This window comes from Marivirga sericea (genome assembly GCF_900177665.1).
In the GTDB taxonomy this organism is placed as follows: domain Bacteria; phylum Bacteroidota; class Bacteroidia; order Cytophagales; family Cyclobacteriaceae; genus Marivirga; species Marivirga sericea.
Genome location: NZ_FXAW01000004.1, coordinates 293,077 through 316,835 on the forward strand (window position 1 = coordinate 293,077; position 23,759 = coordinate 316,835).

The window sequence follows — 23,759 nt, forward strand, 5'->3', positions numbered from 1 at the left end:
ATAATACCAAATAAAAGCATTTCACTGGTGAACAAATCGGTGAACACCAAAATTTGGCTGGTGAACACTTTTATTTTAAGTTTACTGTTGTTGTCTGCTGAATATATTATTTAGTTGCTTTTGTGTCAGTGCCCATTTTGAGCAATAGGTAATGTTTAACCTAAAATTACTGACATGCAAAGTACATTTAACATCTCGTTTCTAATCAGAAAAGCAAGAGGTTCTAAAGAAAACAGAACCATCTATGTTCGTATTAATGTAAATGGAAAAAGAGCTGAGTTTTCCTCTCAGCAGTCCATCCATGAGAAACATTGGGATTCAAAAAAATGCTTTCCAAAAAGCAACACAATCGAACTCAAAAGAATATGTAATCACCTCGACAGAATAAAATTTAATCTGTCTGAAATCTATCGTGAGCATATTATTCAAAATCCTTCAATGTCTTCAAAGGATATTAAAAACCTGTTTTTAGGAAATGGACCCTCGGAGGATAACTATCTTTCAGATATTCTCACTTACCACAAAGAAAAAATGAAAAATACTTTGGCTTCTGGTACAATGAAAAACTATGGTGCAACAGAAAATTATCTGAAACGATTTTTAGCAGCCAAGCATAAAACGGATGATATCAAATTAAAAGAAATAACTAGTAAATTCGTCTTTGATTTCGAATATTACTTGAGAACATCCAAGCCCATTGATCATCACAATCCACTTTCTAATAATGGAGTAATGAAGCATATGGAGCGCTTTAAGAAACTAATCAATCTCGCAATGAAAATTGAGTGGATTGAAAAGAATCCATTTAGAAATTTCACTCCAAAATTCGACAGAGTTGAAAGAGAATTCTTAACCGAAGCAGAATTAACCAAAATTAAAGAAAAGGATTTTGGCAGAAGGTTAGAGCAAGTCAGAGATATTTTTGTGTTCAGCTGTTATACAGGATTATCCTTTATAGATGTGGCCAACTTATCCGAGGAAAATATCATAATTGGAATGGATGGTGAAAAATGGATCTCAACCCACAGACAGAAAACTTTTAACAAAGTATTTCTTCCATTACTCCCTCAAGCGGAAGTAATATTGGAGAAGTATAAAGACAATCCTCAAGCTCAACATAGAGGTGTTCTACTTCCAGCAGCTTCTAACCAAAAAACAAACGCCTATTTAAAGGAAATTGCCGACCTCTGCGAAATCAAGAAAAAGCTAACATTCCATATAGCTCGTCATACGTTCGCAACCACGGTCACACTTACCAATGGAGTTCCAATTGAAACAGTAAGCAAGATGCTTGGTCATACCAAACTGGCCACCACTCAAATCTATGCAAAAGTAGTTGAGAATAAAATCGGCACTGACATGGCAGCACTTAAGCAAAAGCTTAGCAACAATGAATTAGTAAAAAAGGCAGATTGATCTGCCTTTTTTTGCTTTAAGGGCACAATAAATATAATATTAATTAGTTTGTTTTATTGTTGTTTAACTACTGTAGTATATTTATGAATATTGATATAGTAATAAACAATTATAAACGAACCAATATTTCAGTCAAAATAGAACCAATGCTCCCCACTTTTGAACCAAAATTATTACAAACTCAAACCTTAGTGAAAAGTGAAGTATGAATTACAGTTATTTGACTATATCGTAAATGAATATTTTAATTCAAAAAACAATAGACCGCCTCTAAAAGAAGAAGAATTTAGAATATGGGCCGAAGACCTTGAGAGAGAAGAAGAGAGGATTAAACAATCCTTTATGATGTTAGCCTTCAGTGAAATTGAAGATAAGATCATCGAGCGTCAAATACAGCTTTATCAACAAAAGCTAATCCTAATTTCCAATCATATCTCACAGCAAGTCGGTTACCTATCGATCGAATATGAGCTTCAGTTAAAAGATGGAGATTACCTTTCTCAACTGGGTTTAATACTTATTGATTGTATCACAGCATTATTGACTTTCATTGAAAAACACTTTACCAAATACTTTAGCCAGGATAGTCAAATTCCTACATCCTATTTTATCAATTCGCAGAATCAATTGAGGAATCAACTAGTAAGAGTTAAAGAATTAGGTAAGCTAAAGAAAATTGATTCCTCGCTCCTTAAGATTATCAATCATCATATCAATACATTTATTGACAATCCAAAAAATGCTTCCTACAGAAAACTCATTTATTGCAAAACCTTCCTCGAGGAAATTGAAACGATTCTTTCAAGAGATTTAAAAGGCATTCGGCTTGAGAAGCAATTTATTTCAAACTTACTCTACTTGAATTTTAATGTATTTGCAATTTACAACTATATCAGCCTCAGGATAAAGAAAAACTATCAATCTAAATCTACTTATAGAGAGCAATTATTGCTTCTGCAGCTGTTCAAAAAGCTCATCAATCAATCACAAGTGAAACCTGATTTCGAATTCAACCAGGGTGTAGAAAGTCTAAAAGCAAGCCTAATAAATTGGGTCAATGAAGAGATATTCTTTTTCAAAGAAAGGAAGCAATTGGCAATTAAATTTAACCATCACCACACATTGATCAACAGGCCAGTATCAAACACCAAGATTTATAGCAAATTATCCGTAGGTCAATTAGCTTATTTAATGAAATTATTAGCAAACTCAAACATTATTGCTCCTGAAAATACCTCGAAGTTAGTAGAGTTCATTTCTAATAATTTCTCTACTAGTAGTCAAAAAGATATCTCACTCAAAAGCTTAAGAAACAAAATCTATTCTCCTGAAAATACCACCATTGAAAATGTTCAGGAAATAATGGAAACCCTGGTAGAAAAAGCCGAAAAAGATAAATCTTTAAATTAATTTAAATTTTTTTCGACCAAAATCGCTATTTCAAGCAAATTGAAGGGGGTTGCAGGGGGTTGCACAACCCCTTTGCAACTGTTTTCGCATTCCTCCTTTTTGCAGCTTTGCCATGACAACAAAAACAACTAAAATTTATGGCAGCAGAAGTTATCACAACAGACGACTTACGCGAATTCAAACTCGAACTCGTGGACGAATTCAAAAAGCTCCTTTCGGAGCAAAAAGGAGTTTCAACCAAAAAATGGCTGAAATCAGATGAGGTTAGAAAACTCCTGGGCATTAGTCCAGGAACACTTCAAAATCTCAGGGTAAACGGCACTTTGCCTTTCACTAAAATGGGCGGGGTTTTATACTACGATTCTCAGGACATTCACAGCATTTTGGAACAAAACAAAATAAGCTGATGAATACTCAAGAAAACTCAGTAAAGGAACCGGTGAATTTCATTCACCAGTTCCTATCAGCAATGGATAAAATTTCTGAAACTCCTGAAATGAATCCGTCTCATGTTAGTCTCTACATTGGCTTGTTTACTATTTGGAATTATAGCCATTTTAAAAACCCTATTTCCATCAGTAGAAAAGAGGTCATGACGGTTTCAAGAATAGGCTCAAAGCACACTTATCACAAGTGCTTAAAAGACCTCCACAAAATGGGCTTTCTGAAATATTTTCCATCTCACAATCCCATGAAAGGTAGCCTAATAGAGATGTTCATTTTCGGTACAAGTACTGAACAAGTACTGAACAACCTTAGGGGCAATATCGGGACAAGTACTGCACTAGCTGGGGGCAATAGTGGTACAAGTAGTGAACAAGTAGTGCACCAGCTTAGGGGCAAAAGTGGTACAAGCAGTGAACAAGTACTGCACCCTTACATAAACAATACAAACTATATAAACAATAAACAATATATATATGAAAAAAATAAAAATTCAGAAAAGGAAAAAAAAGGACAAGCTAAAAGCAGCACAAATTCAAGAACTTCAGCTCCAGTCTCGGATTCTGGCGAAAACGCATCACCAAAAGATTCGCATTTCTCACCACCATCAAAAAAAGAGCTGAAAGATTTCTTTAAGCAGCAAACCGAAGAATATTCAATACCGGTTCGCTTCGCTCCCGTGGAGGCTGAAAAATTTTTCAATTACTATTCCGCCAAAGGCTGGAAAGTGGGTTCAAAATCCCCCATGCAAGATTGGAAAGCAGCCGTCCGAAACTGGCTCTTGAATTTCAAAAAATTCAACAACATCCAAGAAGGAAAAAACGAAGCCGGCAAACTCCACAACAATGAAGATAAAAGCTATGATGTGCCGTTGTGAAAATTAATTAATAGGACTAAAAACAAAGGCACTCGCTTAGCAAATACGCACGGTCCCAGAGCGGGTTGGTCTGGTGAAAAGGCGGGCCGGAGCAGGCCTAGTGCGTAGTAGCATCTTTTCACCATGCCTTTTGAATACTTTTTGGCTAGAAAAAGTATGAAACAACGAAATTCAACTAATAGCAAATCCAGAAGTTAATTGCAATGAATGATATTAAACAACCTCAGAACTACTCCTCCTCAAAATTCCAATTCGAAAAATGCCTGGTATTCCTCCACAAAGCAGGTCAATCAGAATTCGGAAACCACTTCAAAATTCTTGAAAAAGACCATGAAACCATCTTCAAAATACTAGCCTATTTCTATGAAGACGAAGAGATCTGCAAAAACTACAAAATCTCAACAAGAAAAGGACTCTTACTTACCGGACCAGTAGGCTGCGGCAAAACAACGCTAATGATGCTATTCCGCCACTTCCTCCACTCAGTCCATAAATACCCAGTTAAATCAACAAGAGAAATTTCTTACGAATTTCTCGACCATGGTTTTTCCATCATCAACAAATACTCAAAAGCCCACTTCCAACGCTACCAAGACCAAATGGTGCCACGAACCCTGTGCCTCGATGACCTCGGCTTGGAATCCACAATCAAGCATTTCGGCAACGAGACCAACACTATAGCTGAAATACTTCTTAATCGCTATAGCCTTTTCACCTCCAGAGGAATGATTACACATGCTACAACCAACTTAAATCCTGATGAATTGGAGAATCTCTATGGAAACAGAGTAAGGTCACGAATGAGAGAAATGTTTAATCTCATCTCGTTTAATTCAAAAGACAAAAGAATATAGCATTGAACAATGTACATATCTCTACTCCCTTAAAGCATCAATTTAATCCAATGACATTATTAGGAAGCCTTACTTTCTATTTTTGATTTTTCAATAATATCAAGAAGCTCTTTTTCGATTGGCATTGATTTCAATGGCGGCACATTTGCACCACCCGTATTCCCCACAGGAATCCTTCCCACAAAAGATTTCACACCCCCTACAAGTAATCTAGGTATCTGCCCAATAATTTCTTTAGTGCTTTTTATTCTTATGCCAAATTTTAACATCAACCAATGAACTTCGGAATGTTGAAAAGGATAGGGCTGGCCTAAGACATGAGCCCGTTCTAACTGTTGCCAGGCTTTTGGCAATTCTTTTTTATTTAAGTATTCCCTATATAATTCCAATTCTTTGCAGTAATAAATTTTGAGTCTTTCAGGCATTAATGTATTGAAATTCATATCAAAATATTTTTTGAACGAAAATACAGGATAATTCAATGCAGTAGAATTGCAATTATTAGAAAGTAAAAATGCTTTATATTATTTCTTCAAATTGCTCTATGAACAAGTCTAGGCATACGGCCAAAAGTATAATTAAAGTTTGAAATTTTTCAAGCTTACCCACTATTAACAATCCATTTACAACTCAACTAGCGCATTTCCCGCAAATACCCTTTACTACCAAATTCGCCTCTTCTGATATGAATTTTTGTGGTAAACTAATCTCTGGGATTTTATATTTAGGTAGGCAAATGGTCTCATTACATTCCTTGCAATGAAAATGGACATGCAAGTCTCGCTCTAATTCACATTTGCAACCATCTTCACATAATGCATATTTGGGTGCACCTGTACCGTCATCAATGCTATGGACTAGCCCATTTTCCTGAAATGTTTTAAGCGTGCGAAATAAGGTCACTCTATCAGATTTTTCCACCTCCTTTTCCAAATCAGTCAAACTAATGGCAATTTCTTGATCTAGCAAGGCTTCTAAGACCAACAGACGCATAGCCGTTGGTCTAATATTCTTTTCCTGTAAATTCTTTTCCAGTTCCCTTATTTTCATTTCTTGATCTTTAACAATCATCTAACTCACAATTTTCCTCCATGCTTTCAGTTTCAATCGTAATATGATTAACAGATTCATCCTTTAATTCATTACGAGCTTTTTTCTTGATCTCTGAAAGCTCCGATAATCTAAAATCTTCTTTCAATCTTATGTGAATACTCATAATATGATAATTTCCGTCCAAAGACCACACATGGCAATCGTGCACATCTTTAATCTCATCAATCACTTCCAATTTCTTCCGTATTTTATCAATTGATACATCAGAAGGAATTCCTTGCATTACAACGAGCAAACTCTTTTTTAGATTCTTATAGACATTGTATAGCACGAATAAGGATATTAATACAGAAAGTAATGGGTCAATAAATGGAGCATCAAAATACATCATGATAATACTTCCTATAAACACGGCAACCCATCCTAATACATCCTCCAGTAGGTGCAATGAGACTACTTTTTCATTCAGAGATTCACCCTTTCTCAGTTTAAAGACAGCTGCTCCATTCACGATAATGCCCAGTATAGAAAGGTACAGCATTCCTTCTACATTGGTTTCTTCAGGATTGAAAAGACCGGGAATTGCCTTAGTTAAGATAAATATAGAGCCTGCCACTAATACTATGGAATTTATGATAGCACCTAATAGGGAAAATCGTTTATATCCAAACGAAAAGGTCTTTGTTCTGCCTTTTTTGGACAATTTTTGAAAATACCAGGATAGGCCCAAGCTCAAGCTATCTCCCAAATCATGTAAGGCATCAGATAAAATAGCCAAACTATTGGTGTACAGCCCACCAATAATTTCAATTATCGTAAATGCGAGGTTGAGGAAGAAGGCTAATTTTACATTGCCTTCAGAATGATCGTGTGAATGTTCGTGATTATTTCCCATAATTATTTTGAAAGATTTAAGATTCTTATTGCGCCTCGAATCACAAAGGCGAAAACTATTCCACCAATTACTAAATCTGGCCATTTACTCTCTAATAAATACACCAGTACACCCGCCAAAATCACACCGCCATTCACAATTATATCATTAGAGGTGAAAATGCTACTCGCTTGCATGTGAGCCTCATTACTTTTTGCTTTATTGATTAGCCAGAGTGTCACTAAATTTCCTGCTAGGGCTAGGATTGAAATTATAATCATCCAGTGAAACAAAGGTGTTCCACTTTCAGTAAAAAATCTTCTCAATACCTCCAAAAAACCTAAAAGAGCCAAGCCCATTTGAAAATAGCCACTTATTTTTGCCACTTTCTTTTTCCTAGCAACAGCAGCACCAACTGCCAATAAACTAAGCCCATAAACAATAGAGTCTGCTAGCATGTCCAAGGAATCAGCAACTAAGCCCATAGAGCTTGAAATCCAGCCTGTAGTCATCTCAATTACAAAAAAGACTAAATTTATTCCTAACACCCACCAAAGTACTTTTCTCTGCTGCCGATGATCAACAATTCCTGGCAAGTCTGCTTCTTGGGTGTTTACTAATTTTTCATTCAGTTGAAGTTCGGCTAGGGCGTTTTGAATGCCATCAATTTCAGCACTATGATATACCTGCAATTGTCGATGGGGAATATCAAATTCAAGCTGCTTAACCTCTTCTAAACTTTCTAGTTTCATTCGAATCATCTGTTCCTCAGAGGCGCAATCCATTTTATGTATTTTAAAAGTGCTCTTATTCATATTTTGTTAAATATTAACTGATACAAAACCGCATGTTCTGAAAATTTTGAAATTCAATCTAATGTCCATGAGAAGCCTTACTTTTATTCATCTCTGAAATCAAATAGTAAGCATCACTCCATGCGACTAGCGCCCCTGCTGGAAGTGGCTCCAGAAGTTTTATCTCAACCCATCCATCTGCCTTCAACCCAGTTCGTATTTCCACAGCTTGAAAAGTCCATTCCGTTTCACCGTCTTTTTGAAGCTCTTCTGCAAGGAAAATATAAGGCTTTCCATCTTCTTCAATAATGGCTTCCTCTGGTAATGCTATGGCTTGCTTAATACTAGTTTCAATTCTAGCATTAATATACATACCGGGGATTAAAAAATTTTCCTTCTGCTCAATTTCTGCATGAACATGTACCGCTTTTGGGTTCTGCTCAAATTTCTTTCCCACAGAATAAATTTTAGCAGTCAAATTTGCACCTGGCACTGAAGCAACCGAGAATTTCATTTGTTGGCCTACCTCCACTTTATGAACATCCTTTTCAAACACCATCAAATCCGCATGAACATGTTCTGTATTCACAATCATGAACATTTCAGTTTGAGGCTCAACATATTGGCCGATCTGAACTTTGACTTTTTCTATGTACCCATTTATAGGACTGACAACAGGTACATACTGATAAATTTCACCAGCCTGAATTCTTCTTATGTTTAAACTTAATTGTTTCAATTGAGCTTCATAACCCTTCATTTCTCCTTGTTTTGCTTGGTAATTTGCTAAGGTCTCCTGGTAATCCTTTCCTGAGCCTACTTCCTCCTCATAAAGGCGCTTTTGTCTTTGCATCTCTTTCTCAAGATACTGGAATTGACTATAAGCTTGTATATAGTTACTTTGAAGATTGCTGAGATTAGGGTGTGACAAAAAAGCCAATACTTCACCTTTTTTAACCTTATCTCCTTCAATCACTTTTATACTTGTTACATTGGCTCCTAATATGCCAGTAACGGTAGCTTCATGCTGTGGAGGAACTTCTAAATGTCCATTTGCCTCCACAATTCCAGATAGGTTGCGGCTAGGCAGGGAATCCACCTTTATCCCTAGGCTTTCAAACTTAAGATTGGAAAGATGTAAAACAGACATTCCTGCTTCTTTATGTCCAGCCTCTTCTGCTGATTTATCCTTCGTATTATTTTCTATTCCAGTTGATTTACTGCCACAAGCTGTAATTACTGTTCCAAAAAAGAAGAATACCAGAATATATATAATTTGATTTTTCATTGCTTTATGTTTTATAAATCTGATGATTTTATGACTTATTTTGATGTTTTTAAATAATATTCTAATTGATAGCGACTTTCTAAGTACTGGCCAAAGGCATTCCAAGAATCCACTTCTACACTGATAGCATCTTTTACATTTTGTAGAAAAGAAACATAGTCAATAGCTCCTTCTCTGTAGGCTGCAATAGCACCTTTCCGCTGTTCGATAGCAAGTGGCAAGGCCTCTTCACGGTAATATTTCCAGGAATCGTACCATTTCAGATACTGCGCTCTAACACGATTGTATTCATTGTTCAATTTCAATTGAGTCTCTTTATAATTTTGCTTAGCAATATCCTTTTGAATTTTAGCAGACTGCGACCTACCTAGTTCAGGTGCAAAAAATAAAGGAATTTTAATACCTACCTGATAGGTATAAAACCCAGACTGGCCTGCAATTTCCTGTCTGCCATATTGCCCTTGCAACTTCGGCAGAAACTGTGACCGCCTCTCCCTTATGATGGCATCTGCCACTTCAACTTCTTGTGCCGAAATATCCAATAATGGATGACTTCTTAGAGAATCTGCCACAAAATTTAGGGGATCTTCTAATTGTTCTGATGGAATATCTGCTACGGTGAATAAGCTGTCATTAGCAAACCACAGATTCAGTCGTTGCAGGGCACTTAGGTAGTCTCTGTAGGCTTGCTCTCTTTCAATATGTACTTTGTTGGCCTGATTGGCTGTTGCTAAAAATTCTAACTTAGAAGTAGCTTCTGTTTCCAATCTGATTTTAGCTGCTCTCTCTATATCCCTAAAAACAGAATCAAGTTTATCGTAAACTTCAAACTTATTTTTTGCTACATAAAGCATTCCCCAGGCAGTACTTACTTCGCGCTCCAGCTCAATAATGGATAGCCCAAGTGCTTTTTCTGCTAATACCACCTGTTCCTTTTGAAGGTTTCGCTTAGAGGCGACACCAAAAACATCAATATTTTGCTGTTGAAAGCCAATGCTTGTGTACACTCCATTAGAACCATTGCCCGCTTCTTCTCTTCCTGTGAAAATCTGAGTATTCCCCAAATCCCAAGCTGTTTTCTTTAGTACTTGTTGCTTTTCAATTTCCAGTTTTGCCGATTTGATTCTAGGATAATTCTCGACCGCCTTTTTCTTAGCCTCATCTAAAGTGATTTCAGCAAACGAATCTTGCTGAACACCTTGTGCATGGCCTGAGCTTGACAAACCAAATAATCCTCCACAAATGATCAGTATAATAATAACATTGACACTTGGTGATCTTAGTCCTTTTCTCCTGTCAATTCTTCCTTCAACAAAAGTGTAAAGCACTGGCAATACTACCAGCGTAAGCATCGTGGCAGTAAGCATCCCTCCAATGACTACTGTGGCCAAAGGCCGCTGTACTTCAGCTCCTGCGGAGGCAGAAAATGCCATCGGTAAAAATCCAAAAATATCGGTTGTTGCAGTAAGCATAATTGGTCTGATTCGTTCTTTGGTTCCTGTTAAAATTCGTTCTCTAATACTTGTAACACCTTCTTCTTTCAATGAATTGAACCGATTGATTAATACCAACCCATTCAAAACGGCTACCCCAAATAGTACGATAAAGCCTACCCCTGCTGAAATACTGAAGGGCATATCTCGCAGCCAAAGAGCAAAAACACCCCCAATTGCAGCTAGTGGAATAGCGATATAAATCATAATGGATTGCGAGAAAGATTTTAAAGCAAAGTATAACAGTACAAATATTAAGAAGAGTGCTATGGGTACAACAATCATCAAACGACTTTTTGCCCGCTCCAGATTTTCAAATTCACCGCCATAGCTTATATAATACCCGGGAGGTAAGTCAAGCTCGGCATCCAGCTTAGCTTGAATGTCTTTCACTACAGATTCAACATCTCTGCCTCTTGTATTGACGCCCACATAAGTTCTCCTATAAGTGTCATCGCGTGAAATCTGCATGGGTCCTGGCACATAACTAATGTCTGCTACCTCTTTAATGGGTACTTGCGTACCGTCTGGCAAATCTATATACAGGGTCTGTAAATCCTCTATACCTTGCCTGTAGGCTTCATCAAATCGAATGACTAAATCGAAACGCTTTTCTCCTTCAAAAATCACCCCCGCTACTCCTCCAGCAAAGGCTGAGCTTACATATTCATTCAGCTTTTGAATGTCCAATCCATATTGCGCAATCTTATCGCGATTATAGCGCACTGTCATTTGAGGTAAGCCTGATGTCCGCTCAGGATTAACATCTCCGGCACCCGGCACAGTCTCAATAATTTCAGCCATTTCCTGTACCTTCTTAGCAAGAATATCTAAATCATCACCATATAATTTAACGGCAATATCTTCCCGTACCCCCTCTAGTAATTCGTTGAATCGCAGCTCTACCGGCTGTGTAAAAACAAAATTCACACCTGTAAGATGCGTTTCGAGCTTTTCCTTGATTTTCGCTATCAATTCATTTTTTGTCTTAGCGGAAACCCATTGATCTTTATCTTTTTCCAATATTAAATACATATCGGCTATGTCCATTGGCATGGGGTCTGTTGGTATATCTGCCACTCCAATTCGAGCAGTAACGGTTTTAATCTCAGGGAAATTTTCGAGCAAGAGTTCCTCTATTTTAACCGAAACCTTCTTCGATTCACTAAGCGAACTCCCAGGGCGAACTAATGCCTGCATGGCAATATCCCCTTCATCCAACTGAGGTACAAATTCGCCTCCCATTTTGGAAAATGTATAACCTGCCACCCCCAGTAAAGCAATGGCAAAGATGATAACCAGCATTTTGAAGCGTAAAGCTCCATTCAATAAAGGGAGGTAAGCATTATGAATGGCGCTTATGATTTTATCGCTCACCTTTTCTAAGCCTCGCTCAAATCTGCCAAACCAATTCTTTTTATTCTGAATGGGCTTCATCAGTAAGGCCGACATCATCGGAACATAAGTCAAGCATAGTAGAATAGCCCCTATCATGGCGAAGCCAAAGGTGTAAGCCATGGGCTGAAACATTTTACCTTCTACTCCTGTGAGAAATAAAATAGGAGCAAAAACAATCAATATAATGATTTGACCAAAAAATGCGGAACCCATCATAGTGCTACCTGCATCATAAGCCAAATCATCCATCATGCCCTGATTAAATTTTGCTTTACCAGACCTAATCCGCTTTTGTACTTGATAAACAGTTCCTTCAATAATGATGACAGCTCCATCAATGATAATCCCAAAATCAATGGCTCCTAAACTCATAAGATTAGCCCAAACACCAAATTGCTTCATTAGTATAAAAGCAAATAGAAGCGAAAGCGGAATAGTAGTAGCGGTGATAATACCACCTCGTAAACTACCTAAAAGCAATACCAAGGCAAAAATCACAATTAAAGCTCCCTCAATCAAATTGGTTTTAACCGTATCAGTGGTTCTTGAAATCAAATCACTTCTGTCGATAATCGTATTAATGCTTAAACCTTCAGGAAGCGATTTTTCCACTTCTTCCATACGGTCTTTCACATCCTGTATGACCTTATTTGGGTTAGCTCCTTTGAGCATCATGATAATGCCACCAACTGCTTCTTTTCCATCCTGGGTAAAAGCTCCATAGCGCACTTGATTTCCGAAATGCACTTTTTCCGCTATATCCGCAATAGTGATAGGAATACCGTTTTCTGTCTTCACCGATATCTTACGGATATCATCTAATGATCTAATTAAACCTTCTCCTCGTATGAAGTTAGACATGTGGTTTTTCTCTATGTAGGCGCCTCCCGTATTAACATTATTTCTAGCCAGTGCCTCATAAACTTGAGAAATACTTACGTTCATGGCATTAAGCTTTTCAGGATTAATGGCTACTTCATATTGCTTGATATACCCGCCAAAAGAATTAATATCAACTACTCCCTTCAGTAAGGTCAATTGCCTTTTTACGATCCAATCTTGTATACTTCGAAGCTCCATTGGGGAATATACCGAGTCATAGCCCTCCTCAGGCTGAATAGTATATTCGTAAATTTGACCCAAGCCTGTTGTTATCGGCCCCATACTTGGGCTTCCAAATTTATCAGGGATGGTTTCCTGTAAGTCGTTGAGCTTTTCTTGTACTAATTGCCTGGGCAAATAAGTACCCATATCATCCTCAAATACGATGGTTACAACCGAGAGGCCAAACCGTGAAACTGACCTAATTTCATTGACTCCCGGCAAGTTACCCATAGCCAATTCCACAGGGTAAGTCACAAACTGTTCTATATCCTCCGTGGCTAGATTAGGCGAAACGGTCATCACTTGCACCTGATTATTGGTAATATCGGGTACAGAACCCAAATTGACCGTGTACATGGAGTATGTTCCAACTCCTATGAGTGCCATAGTGAGCAGACCCACAATAAATTTATTCTTTATAGAAAAAGAAATGATTTTATTAATCATAAGACTTTTAATTAGTTATTTAAAAAGAGGAAAATGGACACAATCTAATTTGAATGGTCATCTTAGAGACCAACTCAATAGACATCATCAATACCTACTTAAAGCTTGATGAGGTGTTTATTTCCTTCAATTTTTAATGAATCATTTAGATTTTCCTCAGGCTGAAAGAATAAAAGAATCTTCCAGCTGTTAAGGCTTCTTGGAATTGCTCATTCAATCAGTATAGTAGTACTCCTTAGCAATTTCTAAATACCAATCATTGCCAAAAGGGCGCACCTGTCCTGTTGAATAAAGCTTTATAGACGAGGAGGTTTTAGGAAGTCAAAAATTTCAATAGTCCTGAAATCCTGATAATAGAGAGAATAAGAACCTGATAATAGATCAGGATGTGAAAATGGAATTTCTGTTATAGGAAAGAAATGGAGATGGCAGCAATGACATACACAGAGCGGTGAACAAGCATCCTCTTCTTGATTATGCTCGTGGCTTTGATTTTCATTTGCCAAATCACGATAAGAAGTGATTTCTTGATCATTATTTATTGATTTAGCATCAGAGCAGGGTATCCCGCAAAGCGCAATCAAATAAATACTCAATATGTAGCATAAAACTTTCACGAAAGCAAAGGTAGAGATTAAATCCATGCAAGGCTATTGCATTTATGCAACTAGGCAAATCAAAAATATTTGTAAACCGAAATCAAAGCCGTTTATGATAAATCACTCTTAACATATTAAAAATTTAACTTCTCCTAATCGAGCTTCCTGCGAAACAAAACGCATTGGTAAATTTTAAACTGAACTTTTAATCTCCTCTGGAACAAGCTGTCTAACTTCTATATAATCAATTCTCAAAATATCCCTTAAAGTGGGGATAAACTCACACCCCTTACTCAGTCTCCTCCTCGGGAGAAAGATTAAGTATAGATTTCCAGCCATTAGATGCGAGCTAGTCCAATAGCCGAAATCCATCTCAATCGGTACCATTAACTTGAACATTCTTCAATTCTAACGAATAAATGGCGTGCAAAAACAATGATGTCTGATTTAAGGTTGATTACCTGTGATTTTCTGATAACACCTTAAATTACCTAGCTTTTGCTTAGTAGCCTACAAAATAAATCGCAACAAAATGGAGCAATTAGTTAAAGACGAAAAACTTGAATTAAAATATCAACCAGGAAAAGGCGCTTGGACTTACCATATTCAAATTCCGAACACAAAACACATAGTGGGGAAGTGGGGCTCTATGAAGGTTTCAGGGACAATTGACGACTATAAAATAGAGAGTCATAACTTAGCAAAAATAGGAGATCAGGATAAACTCATTTCTATAAATAGCACCATTAGAAAAGCAATCAATAAAAGCGGTGGCGACACAGTAAAAGTAACCCTCTATTTACAAACTTCCAGCGAGCAAATTACCGAAAAGGAAGTTTTAGAAACTTTCAAAGATTCAGGTGTATTGACAGCATTTAAAAAAATGCCAGAAGAAGAAAGAAATGAAATTATCGGGAAAATAATTCCTTTGAAATCAGAAGACAAGCAAGTAAAAATGATTTTGAAATATATTGACCAACTGAGTAAAAATAATAATTAAGCAGACTCCATTTGATTTGCTTTAATAGGATATTTAAGTACCTAAATCAAATTCATAATCCCTCATTTTACAACCTCCACCTCCTTCAAAACATCCAACCCCTCCAATAACCCGTTAATCTTCCGAACATGATTCCCTACAATCCCTTTATAAAACGCTAATTGCTCTTTATTATCACCAATATTTTCATACTGTTTTTTGAGCCTTTCTAACTCCTCAAACGCTTTTAAAACAGTAGGATCACTAGTCAAATCCTCCACATGCATTTGCCCATATTTAGAGACCAAAAATGTAGGATAAAACATATTCACAGCAAGATATTCCTTTGGCTCAGTGGTAAATAATTCATGAGCGCTTTTTGCTCCATAAGATTTTAAGATTTCAATTGCCTCCAGTAAAGATTCTTCCTTATTCTCAAAAACTTCATAGGCTGAATAATGAAGTGATTCAATATCATCTACAACAGTCTGGAAAGTGTTAGGTGTTATGGTATTAGGATTGGCACCAAATTCCAGGAATAGTTTTAACCGCTCAGGATCTTCACTTAATGCCAGGGAATACAAACTGATAACATACTCATCATCATGGGTATTAATATCCGCTCCCGCTTCATTCACTAAATAGCGTATTACATCATGATCCAATTTACTATAGTAGCTCGCAGTAGCCTGAAAAATAGTTTCCTTATCTGCATTCCGGGCATTAATATCAGCTCCTTGGGCAATCAAAGGTTTTATCCTTTCCATAAAGCCTGGACCTCTCTTTAAATTCTCATAGAGTTTATCATTCAGTGCTGAACCAAAGTCATATTGTGCTGATTTGCTCTCTTGATTTTCGAAAATGAATCGAGTTAGTTTTAATACTTTATTGAATTATACAAACTTATACAATTATCAACATTAAGACTAAACCTAAAGGTTTAGCCTTCATATAAAATTCATATATTTGAAATGAGTAATTTCAGGATTTAGTCATATCAATTAATTTTAAATGCCAACACTCAATTGAAAATAAGAGATAAAATCAATGAAAGCTTCAAACTCAAAAAGCAATTCGAACACCTTTTAGAAGTAGCTAAAAAAGCAGTAGAAATGGCAATAGAACAAGATGAAAATGCAGCCTCAGCTTGGATTAACGACCAAACGAAAGACCTTGAATTAAATTAAAAATGAGCAACAACCTTAACCCAAACCAAAGTGAATTCCTCCTCTACGTTTCTCAGGCGGGAGAAGTAAAGGTAGATGTCTTATTACAAGATGAAACCGTTTGGCTTACCCAAAAAGGTATGCAAGAGCTATTCGAAAAAGCCAAATCTACAATATCGGAGCATATTAGTAATGTATTTGAAGAAGGTGAACTGGATGAGAAAGTGGTAGTTCGGGATTTCCGAACTACCAGTCCGCATGGCGCTATCAAAGGGAAAACACAAGAAAACACCGTAAGGTATTATAACTTGGATGTCATCATTTCTGTGGGTTACCGAGTAAAGTCACAGCGTGGTACACAATTCCGTATTTGGGCAACCAAAGTTTTACGTGAATTCATTATCAAAGGCTTTGCTATGGATGACGAACGTTTAAAACAAGGTTCTGCCCAATTTGGTAAAGATTACTTCGATGAGCTGCTAGAACGAATTCGGGAGATTCGAGCAAGTGAAAGAAGATTCTACCAAAAAATCACCGATATCTATGCTCAATGTAGCATTGATTACGATCCTAAAGCAGAAATCTCGCAGACATTCTTCAAAACAGTGCAAAACAAACTCCATTGGGCTATTACGGGTCATACCGCAGCTGAAATTATTAAAGAAAGAGCGGATGCTAAAAAACCGCATATGGGCTTAACCACCTGGAAAAGCGCACCAAAAGGAAAAGTACTTAAAACCGATATAGTAGTAGCCAAGAATTACTTAGAAGAAAAAGAACTCAAAGACCTCAACCGTATAGTCACCATGTATTTAGATTTTGCTGAGCTTCAGGCAGAAAGACAAAACCCTATGAAAATGAGCGATTGGATAAGCAAACTGGATGGCTTTTTACAATTTAATGATTACAAAGTTTTAAAGGATGCCGGTAAAATCTCAGCACAGATAGCCAAACAACTAGCAGAAAAAGAATACCAGAAATTCAGAGTAGACCAAGATAAAAATTTCGAATCTGACTTCGATAAAGAGGTAAAACGCATCACCAAAAAACGGAATAAATAGCATGTAAAACACCTGAGGAAATGCAAAATATTCGAATCAAATCATCCCTTCAAGATTTCAATGAATCAATAGCACCTGTGATTGACCATTTAAAGGAGTTATACAAAAAGGAAATTAGAAGTGACCGGGGATTAAGAAATGCTATCGAGAAAAGAAATACTTTAGATGAACAATTGCAGACTATTTTTACCAAATCATTTTCTGATCAGGATAGTTGGTTATGGAATAATTATGAATCTTATGGCATTGACAAATTTATAGGGTGGCACTATATAGGCAAAGAAGATACTTTTCAAGATAAATGTAATAACATCAATAGAACCTTAAATAACAGGATAGAATTTTTAGATCAATTCTCATCGATACTTCCTCACTTAGATGTCATTCTGAAAAGAGAGCCTTTAATTGACATTGAAAACCCTAATATTGAAGATATTCTTTATCTGATACTTTTCAAATTAAATAATCTAAAAGGAAATAATCTAAATTCTGTCCAGTGGATTTTAGCAGGAAATGGAATTACTCTCCCTAGAGGTGATGATGAATTAAAAGAAATTATTCAAGAGCTTTTAAAGTCTTCTTTCATAACAAACGATTATAAATCATACCAAATTACCATTAAAGGAGAATTGCAACTAGGTAGATGGCAACGATCCAGAGAAAGAAAAAAAGTTAAGCAAAGTAAAAATTCCATTGATGAAGTAATAAAAGAACTCAAAATACTGGGCCTTGGTCAAGAAATACTATTTAATGAATTAGAAGAACTCAATGCACTAAGTAAGACCTTAAACCAGAAAAATTGGAAGCAATTGGTGAAAGGAAAAATATTTGATCTCACCTTATCAGAAATCATCAATAAGGAAACAGCTTCTTTCATAGTTTCTAAAATCTTACCAAATGAAGATTTTAAATACTTATTATCAAAAGGCAGTGAGAACTTATGATTTATCAAGTTCAAAGTAAAAAACAAACTGAAGCTCCCAACTAGTACCGGTTACCTATTCAAAATAGTATAATCTAAATTCCACGTTTACCGTTAAGCACAGTTTAGTCAAGAAGGCAACCTTGTCCGCTTGTGCCCATCATTTCAAAAACCTGTAAATTACCCAGGGTGGTAAAAAATTAAATCAAACGCACCAGCCTTTCAATCTCCTTACCTTTTGGGGAAGGATTAAGGAAGGGGCTTTTTGAGATAGAACTAACAATGGAACACCATCAATTTTAAATAGTATTTTTATGCATTCATTATCGCTTTTCAATACTTTTTGCATAAAATCACTAAAGCGTTCTATCATTAAATTGATGCAGAAATCAACTCAATTCCCTCCCTTGGCAAGCGTGGTGATTGTGCCCAAACTACCTTAATTCGGTCAATAATATTGAATAGCTACAATATGCCTTATATCAAAATACTGTATTTAAGTATTTGCTTAAATAATGAACTTCATTAACTTGCATGCGTTATGGAAGAACAATTAATGTTACTATGGATAAAAATCAATCATGTATAAGGGTATTGGCTGATGAAGTACAAATTCAGCAATGCAAAGAAAATCTCGAAGAAAACAAAGAATCATTCGGTAAGCTGAGTAGCATCCTGAATTTAGCCGGTAATGAGGTCAGACTGAAAATACTTTACCTTTTAGAACAAGAAGGCCAATTATGCCCCTGTGATCTTTCCGATATTTTGGGAATGAGTATTCCTGCAATATCTCAGCACATCCGAAAAATGAAAGACCGGAATATCATCACAGGAAAACGAAGCGGTCAAACCATTTTTTATGCAATTAATGAAGAACATTTAGAGCTTCTAAAACCCTTGTTTCAGGAAATCACAGTTGGTGACAAAAAAGAAATGATATGACTACGCAGGAAAACTCAAGTATTGAATCCAATAATAACAAAAAACTTTTAGGGGCAGGATTAGTATCTGCAATTGCAGCATCAATATGCTGTATCACCCCGGTTTTAGCCCTGGTTTCAGGTGCATCTGGGATTGCTTCCACATTTTCGTGGTTAGATCCTTTGAGACCATATCTAATAGCACTGACCATACTGGTTTTAGCTTTTGCCTGGTATCAAAAATTGAAACCCAGAACGGAAGAGGAAATAGCTTGTGCTTGTGAAGAGGACGAAAAACCCAATTTTTGGCAAAGCAAGAAGTTTCTGGGAATTGTAACGGTTTTTGCGGTGGTGATGATGGCTTTTCCTCTGTATGCTGATATGTTTTATCCTTCACAAGATCAAAAACAGACTATTGTGGTAGAAACTGATAATCTGCAAACTACCACTTTCGAAATCAAGGGGATGACCTGTAATGGCTGTGCTTCGCATGTAGAGAATGATGTTAATAAACTAAACGGTATAGTGGAAGTAGATGCGAGTTACGAAGATGCTGATGCTATGGTAAAATATGATCAATCAAAAGTAACTAGTGAAGAAATTAAGGCAGCCATAAACGGCACAGGCTATAAAGTAATCAGTCAGAAATAATTATGAAGAAATACGATTTATTTGTAATTGGCTCTGGCATGGCAGGGATGAATATCGCCAATCGCTGTGCCTCTAAAGGATTGAAAGTAGGCATAACGGATGAATTACCTTATGGTGGTACTTGCGCTTTGCGCGGTTGCGATCCGAAGAAAATTATGCTGGCAGCTACGGAATTAAAGCATCTTGCCACTAATCTGGCGGATAAAGATATATCTGGTATTCCTGAAATTTCTTGGAAAGACGCCATGAAAAGCAAACAGGAATTTGTGGAAATCATGCCTGCTAAATTGGAAGAAGGCTATGAGAAGAACGGGGTTGACACCTTTCACTCTTCTGCTCGCTTCATCAAAGAAAACCACCTTCAGATAGGGAAAGAAATCATTGAAGCAGATAAAATTGTGATTGCCACAGGAGCGAAAGCCCGTCAGCTTAATTTTCCCGGTGGAGACCTGGCACTCACTAGTACCGACTTTTTAAACTTCGAAAACCTTCCTAAATCTCTAATATTTATAGGTGGCGGCTATATAGCTTTTGAATTCGCCCACATGGCTGCTCGCTATGGCAGTAAGGTGACTATTATTCACAGAGGAGAAAAACCTCTGGAAAATTTTGATCCTTTTATTGTGGACCAAATTACTAAAACCACGGAAGAATTAGATATAGAGTTAATACTTAACACAGAGGTCAGCAAAATCGAAAAATCAAAAGCTGGATATAAGATTGCTGCAAATCCTGATGGTAATGAAAAGAACTGGGAAGCTGAAGTGGTAATTAATTCAGCAGGAAGGCTGCCTGCTATTTTTGACCTTGATTTAGATAAAGGCAATGTGAAGTTCACTCAAAAAGGAATAGTCGCAAACGAATATCTGCAAAGTACATCAAACCCAAATGTATATGTTGCCGGAGATGCCGCTGCTACTGATGGCAAGCCTCTTACTCCTGTGGCCGTGATGGAGGGTCATATTGTGGCGTCCAACATTTTAAAAGAAAATAGCAAAAAGCCTGATTACAGTGCTATACCAACTGTGGTCTTTACCTCACCAGCAATGGCATCAGTAGGACTATCTGAAGAGGAAGCCAACCAAATGGGATTGGATTTCATTGTTAAAAAGAATAGTGTTCCTAATTGGTTTACAGCCAAAAGGCTCAATGAAAAAACATATGCCTTTAAAACGCTTATCGAAAAAGATAGTGGTAAAATTTTGGGTGCACACCTTACAGGATCCCATGCAGAAGAAGTGATTAATCTTTTTGCCATGGCCATTAAAGGAGGCCTGACTTCAAAAGACATAAAAACCATGATCCTTACCTATCCCTCAGCAAGTTCGGATATAGTGTACATGGTCTAAATATTAAAATCATAAAAATAGAATTCGAATGGAAGTAATACTAAAATCGACAATAAAATGTCCCAACTGCGGGCACGAAAAAACAGAAGAAATGCCAACAGATGCTTGTCAATTCTTCTATGAGTGTGAAAATTGTAACACAGTTTTAAAACCACAAACTGGTGATTGCTGTGTCTATTGTAGTTACGGAACAGTAGCATGTCCACCGATCCAACAAAACAAAAGCTGCTGTTAAAAAAGCTCCAAAAAACGAACGTATCAATAAACATAATACGTTCGCTTTTCCTTATTCCCATTTAAAGCTCTCTCTAAATGAATTATTAGGCAAAGACCATGCGCCTTGCCCAATTTCCCTACATCCCTTTCACAATCCAAAAATTTAGCCAAAGCCCATGGCTCCCCCAGCCGAAAGCCTTTAATTTCCCTAAAGGGTAAATCAAAGACCCTCGGCTAACCTGCCGCACTTACCCGCCCAATCCTTCCCTCATAGCTTTTGCTTTTTTTTCTGTTAAGCAGATAAAGAAGTAAAAAAGCAAAAGGAAACGGTCTTTTTGGCTCCCAAGCCAAAAAGTTGTTATTTGATATACCAGCCGCACGGCCAGGCACTATGGTGTGCTGCACTTGGGCTGCGGCAAAGGGTCTCGCCAGCATTGGCTTCAGGCTTTAAATAAGTATTGATTTATAAGGTATTTAAAGCCAAAAGCCAACCCCTTCGGGGCAAGTGCTGTCATGCCCCTTGCAGCTTAGCCCAAGTGCATCACGGCAACCTACCTGGTCTGTTCCTTTAAACCTCCGCTTCGCTACTGTTAAAAGCAACAGCCCCCGGTTGCCCGAGTTAGGCTCGCCTGCGGGCGCCCCCGGGCTGCGGCTTGTCATGGTTTTTAAAAAAAGCTGTTAGTGTTTATGATTAAAACGGCTACAGCTTTTTTTAACTAAAAACCACGCCAAGCCTTGTTCGCTCCGTTACTCTCCGCTCGTGGCTAGCCCCCGTTTCCTGCGGTCACTCTCGGTCTACCACCCGGGGTCGCACTCGCAGACGGCTCGACACACAGCGGATTGCAAACCATTCCGTAAACTCCATTTTTTGCAACCGCTCTTCCTGCGTTCACCTTCCCACATCTTCCCGCATGGTGCCTTGATCAAACTGTAGTGCCAATACGATAGGACGGCATTCCACATCCATTCCCAAATTCCCCACCACCCGTTTAAGGTGCGGCTTTAGGCCGCATTGAGTTTACCCCAGGAATTTGATTTGGAAGTTCTTTTTACCATTTATGCAGATTCATCATCAATAAAAAAATAAATAAAAGAGGAAAGCAATATCGGGCTGCTTTCGCTTTTAGGCCGCAAGCCCAAGCCCTTTGGTTTTTTTGAGAAATCTCCATACCGCCTGTGGCGGCTTGTATTTCCCAAAAAAGGCTTGCCCCCTAAGCGATTCAGCCCGAAAAAAAAAGGCTTTCTCTTTTCTTTTTTTTCGTTTTTTCTTTTCTCTTTTAAAAATATATTATGTGGAGGTGCAGGCTAATAGGAAGTAGAATTCTCGTAGACAGATTTGAAACTATTTTATTGTATTTACTGCGATCAAACTGACCTGCTCGCGGATTCATAAACCACTTGAAAATATTAGCACCTGCTTTAAATGAAAAATCTCACTGGACACTTGTTGCATGCACAGTCAATTGTGGAGTTTGAATAAAGTTTGTCTAGGAATACGAAGGCAAAGTCAATTTCTCAATTCAAATTTACATGGTTTTGGCTGATTAGCCATTTATGAAATAGAGATGGTGATAAATAAAAAAATAAAAGAACCTCAGTTAACCAAGGTTCTTTTATTGTAAAACTGTAACGCTATATTAGGACGTCACATTCAAATTTTTCAAAATTTAATTTCCACTTCGGCAGCTAGGTCTAGGCCATCTGCAGCAATATCAAAAATCTCTTCATTGCTAGTTTCACTGATAACGATCACGCCTTCTATTTTTGTAGCTCTTTCTAGCATGCCGCTTGTTACTCCGGCAAACCAAACAGTAGGGTCGAAGGTCACCTCTGCAACCACATTTGCTCCCGCAGAAAAAGTAATACTACCTTCCTTCTCAACCTCAAATGTTTCACCTGAGTTAAATTCAAATCTAACTGGATGTGACTCATTATTGCTATCTATAAATGTCCCTTCTAATAAAACTGAAGGTATTTCATTCTCATCTAACAATTCTAATTCTACTCGTGCCTCAGCATAGGTTCCGGCTGGGAAAACGAGACTACTAAGATCCGGGCTTGTTGCTCCCGTAGCAAAATCTATCACTACGTTTTGTTGAATATTTACTTCAACAGAATCACCTTCGTCCGTTTCTGCTTCAAATTCAATTTCTGTTAAGGTAATAGAACCAGAAGTAAATTCAAGCGAGTTTGCTGCTACACGTGAATTAGAAGGGACAGATGTGGCAGTATTAACTGTATTAAATTGCATTTGCACCGTTGGCTGAGTTGTTTCTGCATCTTCACTACATGCACTAAAAATGAGCATTGAAGCTACGAAATATGCTGGGATTGACTTAAAATAATTTTTCATAAGGATTAAATTTTGTTTGTTTAAAATTGGTTTAGAAGTTCTGAAAGGCTTCGTTAATTAGTTTTTAGAATACCTACTCCCTTCACTATCT

Annotated in this window: 22 protein-coding genes; 13 read left to right on the top strand and 9 right to left on the bottom strand. The window is 37.3% G+C overall.

Annotated features, from left to right (window positions below; genetic code table 11):
* Positions 1-174: 174 nt before the first annotated feature.
* From B9Y84_RS11115 to B9Y84_RS11135, 5 genes are all read left to right on the top strand, one after another.
* Entirely contained in the window at positions 175-1,416 is a 1,242-nt protein-coding gene (locus B9Y84_RS11115; RefSeq protein WP_085517216.1) for a site-specific integrase, read from the top strand.
* 198 nt (positions 1,417-1,614) lie between these two features.
* Entirely contained in the window at positions 1,615-2,826 is a 1,212-nt protein-coding gene (locus B9Y84_RS11120) for a hypothetical protein (RefSeq protein WP_085517218.1), read from the top strand.
* Between the two features lie 137 nt (positions 2,827-2,963).
* Positions 2,964-3,233 (top strand): helix-turn-helix domain-containing protein, encoded by a 270-nt coding sequence (locus B9Y84_RS11125; protein WP_085517220.1) that lies wholly within the window; start codon positions 2,964-2,966, stop codon positions 3,231-3,233.
* The gene (locus B9Y84_RS11130; protein WP_221406424.1) at positions 3,233-4,147 is read left to right on the top strand and encodes a hypothetical protein; all 915 of its coding nucleotides are present in this window, start codon (positions 3,233-3,235) and stop codon (positions 4,145-4,147) included. The genes B9Y84_RS11125 and B9Y84_RS11130 overlap by 1 nt, the downstream gene beginning before the upstream one ends.
* 203 nt (positions 4,148-4,350) lie before the next feature.
* Positions 4,351-5,001 (top strand): AAA family ATPase, encoded by a 651-nt coding sequence (locus tag B9Y84_RS11135; RefSeq protein WP_085517222.1) that lies wholly within the window; start codon positions 4,351-4,353, stop codon positions 4,999-5,001.
* A 59-nt stretch (positions 5,002-5,060) separates the two neighbouring features.
* On the opposite strand, the gene B9Y84_RS11140 is transcribed toward B9Y84_RS11135, so the two are convergent.
* From B9Y84_RS11140 to B9Y84_RS11170, 7 genes are all read right to left on the bottom strand, one after another.
* Entirely contained in the window at positions 5,061-5,444 is a 384-nt protein-coding gene (locus B9Y84_RS11140) for a DUF3703 domain-containing protein (protein ID WP_085517224.1), read from the bottom strand.
* A gap of 187 nt (positions 5,445-5,631) precedes the next feature.
* On the bottom strand, positions 5,632-6,072 hold the full coding sequence (locus tag B9Y84_RS11145) for a Fur family transcriptional regulator (RefSeq protein WP_013453354.1): 441 nt from the start codon (positions 6,070-6,072) through the stop codon (positions 5,632-5,634).
* Positions 6,062-6,949 carry a cation diffusion facilitator family transporter gene (locus B9Y84_RS11150; RefSeq protein ID WP_085517225.1) on the bottom strand — a complete coding sequence of 296 codons (888 nt, stop codon included), beginning with the start codon at positions 6,947-6,949 and terminating at the stop codon, positions 6,062-6,064. The genes B9Y84_RS11145 and B9Y84_RS11150 overlap by 11 nt, the downstream gene beginning before the upstream one ends.
* A gap of 2 nt (positions 6,950-6,951) precedes the next feature.
* Complete coding sequence (locus B9Y84_RS11155) at positions 6,952-7,743, bottom strand: cation efflux transmembrane domain-containing protein (protein WP_085517228.1); 792 nt, start codon at positions 7,741-7,743, stop codon at positions 6,952-6,954.
* A gap of 58 nt (positions 7,744-7,801) precedes the next feature.
* Complete coding sequence (locus tag B9Y84_RS11160) at positions 7,802-9,010, bottom strand: efflux RND transporter periplasmic adaptor subunit (RefSeq protein ID WP_085517230.1); 1,209 nt, start codon at positions 9,008-9,010, stop codon at positions 7,802-7,804.
* A 35-nt stretch (positions 9,011-9,045) separates the two neighbouring features.
* Positions 9,046-13,452, bottom strand: a complete 4,407-nt coding sequence (locus tag B9Y84_RS11165) for a CusA/CzcA family heavy metal efflux RND transporter (protein ID WP_085517231.1) — start codon at positions 13,450-13,452, stop codon at positions 9,046-9,048.
* Between the two features lie 296 nt (positions 13,453-13,748).
* Entirely contained in the window at positions 13,749-14,096 is a 348-nt protein-coding gene (locus tag B9Y84_RS11170) for a DUF6660 family protein (protein WP_085517234.1), read from the bottom strand.
* A 487-nt stretch (positions 14,097-14,583) separates the two neighbouring features.
* Here B9Y84_RS11170 and B9Y84_RS11180 point away from each other — a divergent pair, with 487 nt between their 5' ends.
* Positions 14,584-15,051: a DUF1905 domain-containing protein gene (locus B9Y84_RS11180; protein ID WP_085517238.1), complete on the top strand. Its 468-nt coding sequence runs from the start codon at positions 14,584-14,586 to the stop codon at positions 15,049-15,051.
* Positions 15,052-15,113: 62 nt separating this feature from the next.
* Here B9Y84_RS11180 and B9Y84_RS11185 read toward each other — a convergent pair whose 3' ends face one another.
* Positions 15,114-15,797, bottom strand: coding sequence for an ankyrin repeat domain-containing protein (locus B9Y84_RS11185; RefSeq protein WP_085517240.1), 684 nt, complete (start codon positions 15,795-15,797; stop codon positions 15,114-15,116).
* A gap of 258 nt (positions 15,798-16,055) precedes the next feature.
* Here B9Y84_RS11185 and B9Y84_RS20620 point away from each other — a divergent pair, with 258 nt between their 5' ends.
* The 7 genes from B9Y84_RS20620 (at position 16,056) to B9Y84_RS20865 (ending at position 21,334) form a co-directional block, all read left to right on the top strand.
* Positions 16,056-16,217 (top strand): hypothetical protein, encoded by a 162-nt coding sequence (locus B9Y84_RS20620; protein WP_176223776.1) that lies wholly within the window; start codon positions 16,056-16,058, stop codon positions 16,215-16,217.
* Positions 16,218-16,219: 2 nt separating this feature from the next.
* Positions 16,220-17,257: a virulence RhuM family protein gene (locus tag B9Y84_RS11190; RefSeq protein WP_013453363.1), complete on the top strand. Its 1,038-nt coding sequence runs from the start codon at positions 16,220-16,222 to the stop codon at positions 17,255-17,257.
* A gap of 20 nt (positions 17,258-17,277) precedes the next feature.
* Positions 17,278-18,201 (top strand): hypothetical protein, encoded by a 924-nt coding sequence (locus tag B9Y84_RS11195; protein WP_085517242.1) that lies wholly within the window; start codon positions 17,278-17,280, stop codon positions 18,199-18,201.
* A gap of 542 nt (positions 18,202-18,743) precedes the next feature.
* On the top strand, positions 18,744-19,121 hold the full coding sequence (locus B9Y84_RS11200; protein WP_041650451.1) for an ArsR/SmtB family transcription factor: 378 nt from the start codon (positions 18,744-18,746) through the stop codon (positions 19,119-19,121).
* Complete coding sequence (gene merTP / locus B9Y84_RS11205) at positions 19,118-19,750, top strand: mercuric transport protein MerTP (protein ID WP_085517243.1); 633 nt, start codon at positions 19,118-19,120, stop codon at positions 19,748-19,750. The genes B9Y84_RS11200 and merTP overlap by 4 nt, the downstream gene beginning before the upstream one ends.
* Positions 19,751-19,752: 2 nt before the next feature.
* Positions 19,753-21,099 carry a dihydrolipoyl dehydrogenase family protein gene (locus B9Y84_RS11210; RefSeq protein WP_085517245.1) on the top strand — a complete coding sequence of 449 codons (1,347 nt, stop codon included), beginning with the start codon at positions 19,753-19,755 and terminating at the stop codon, positions 21,097-21,099.
* Positions 21,100-21,127: 28 nt separating this feature from the next.
* Entirely contained in the window at positions 21,128-21,334 is a 207-nt protein-coding gene (locus tag B9Y84_RS20865; RefSeq protein ID WP_085517247.1) for a GDCCVxC domain-containing (seleno)protein, read from the top strand.
* Between the two features lie 1,641 nt (positions 21,335-22,975).
* On the opposite strand, the gene B9Y84_RS11225 is transcribed toward B9Y84_RS20865, so the two are convergent.
* Positions 22,976-23,668, bottom strand: coding sequence for a hypothetical protein (locus B9Y84_RS11225; RefSeq protein ID WP_085517251.1), 693 nt, complete (start codon positions 23,666-23,668; stop codon positions 22,976-22,978).
* Between the last annotated feature and the right edge of the window lie 91 nt (positions 23,669-23,759).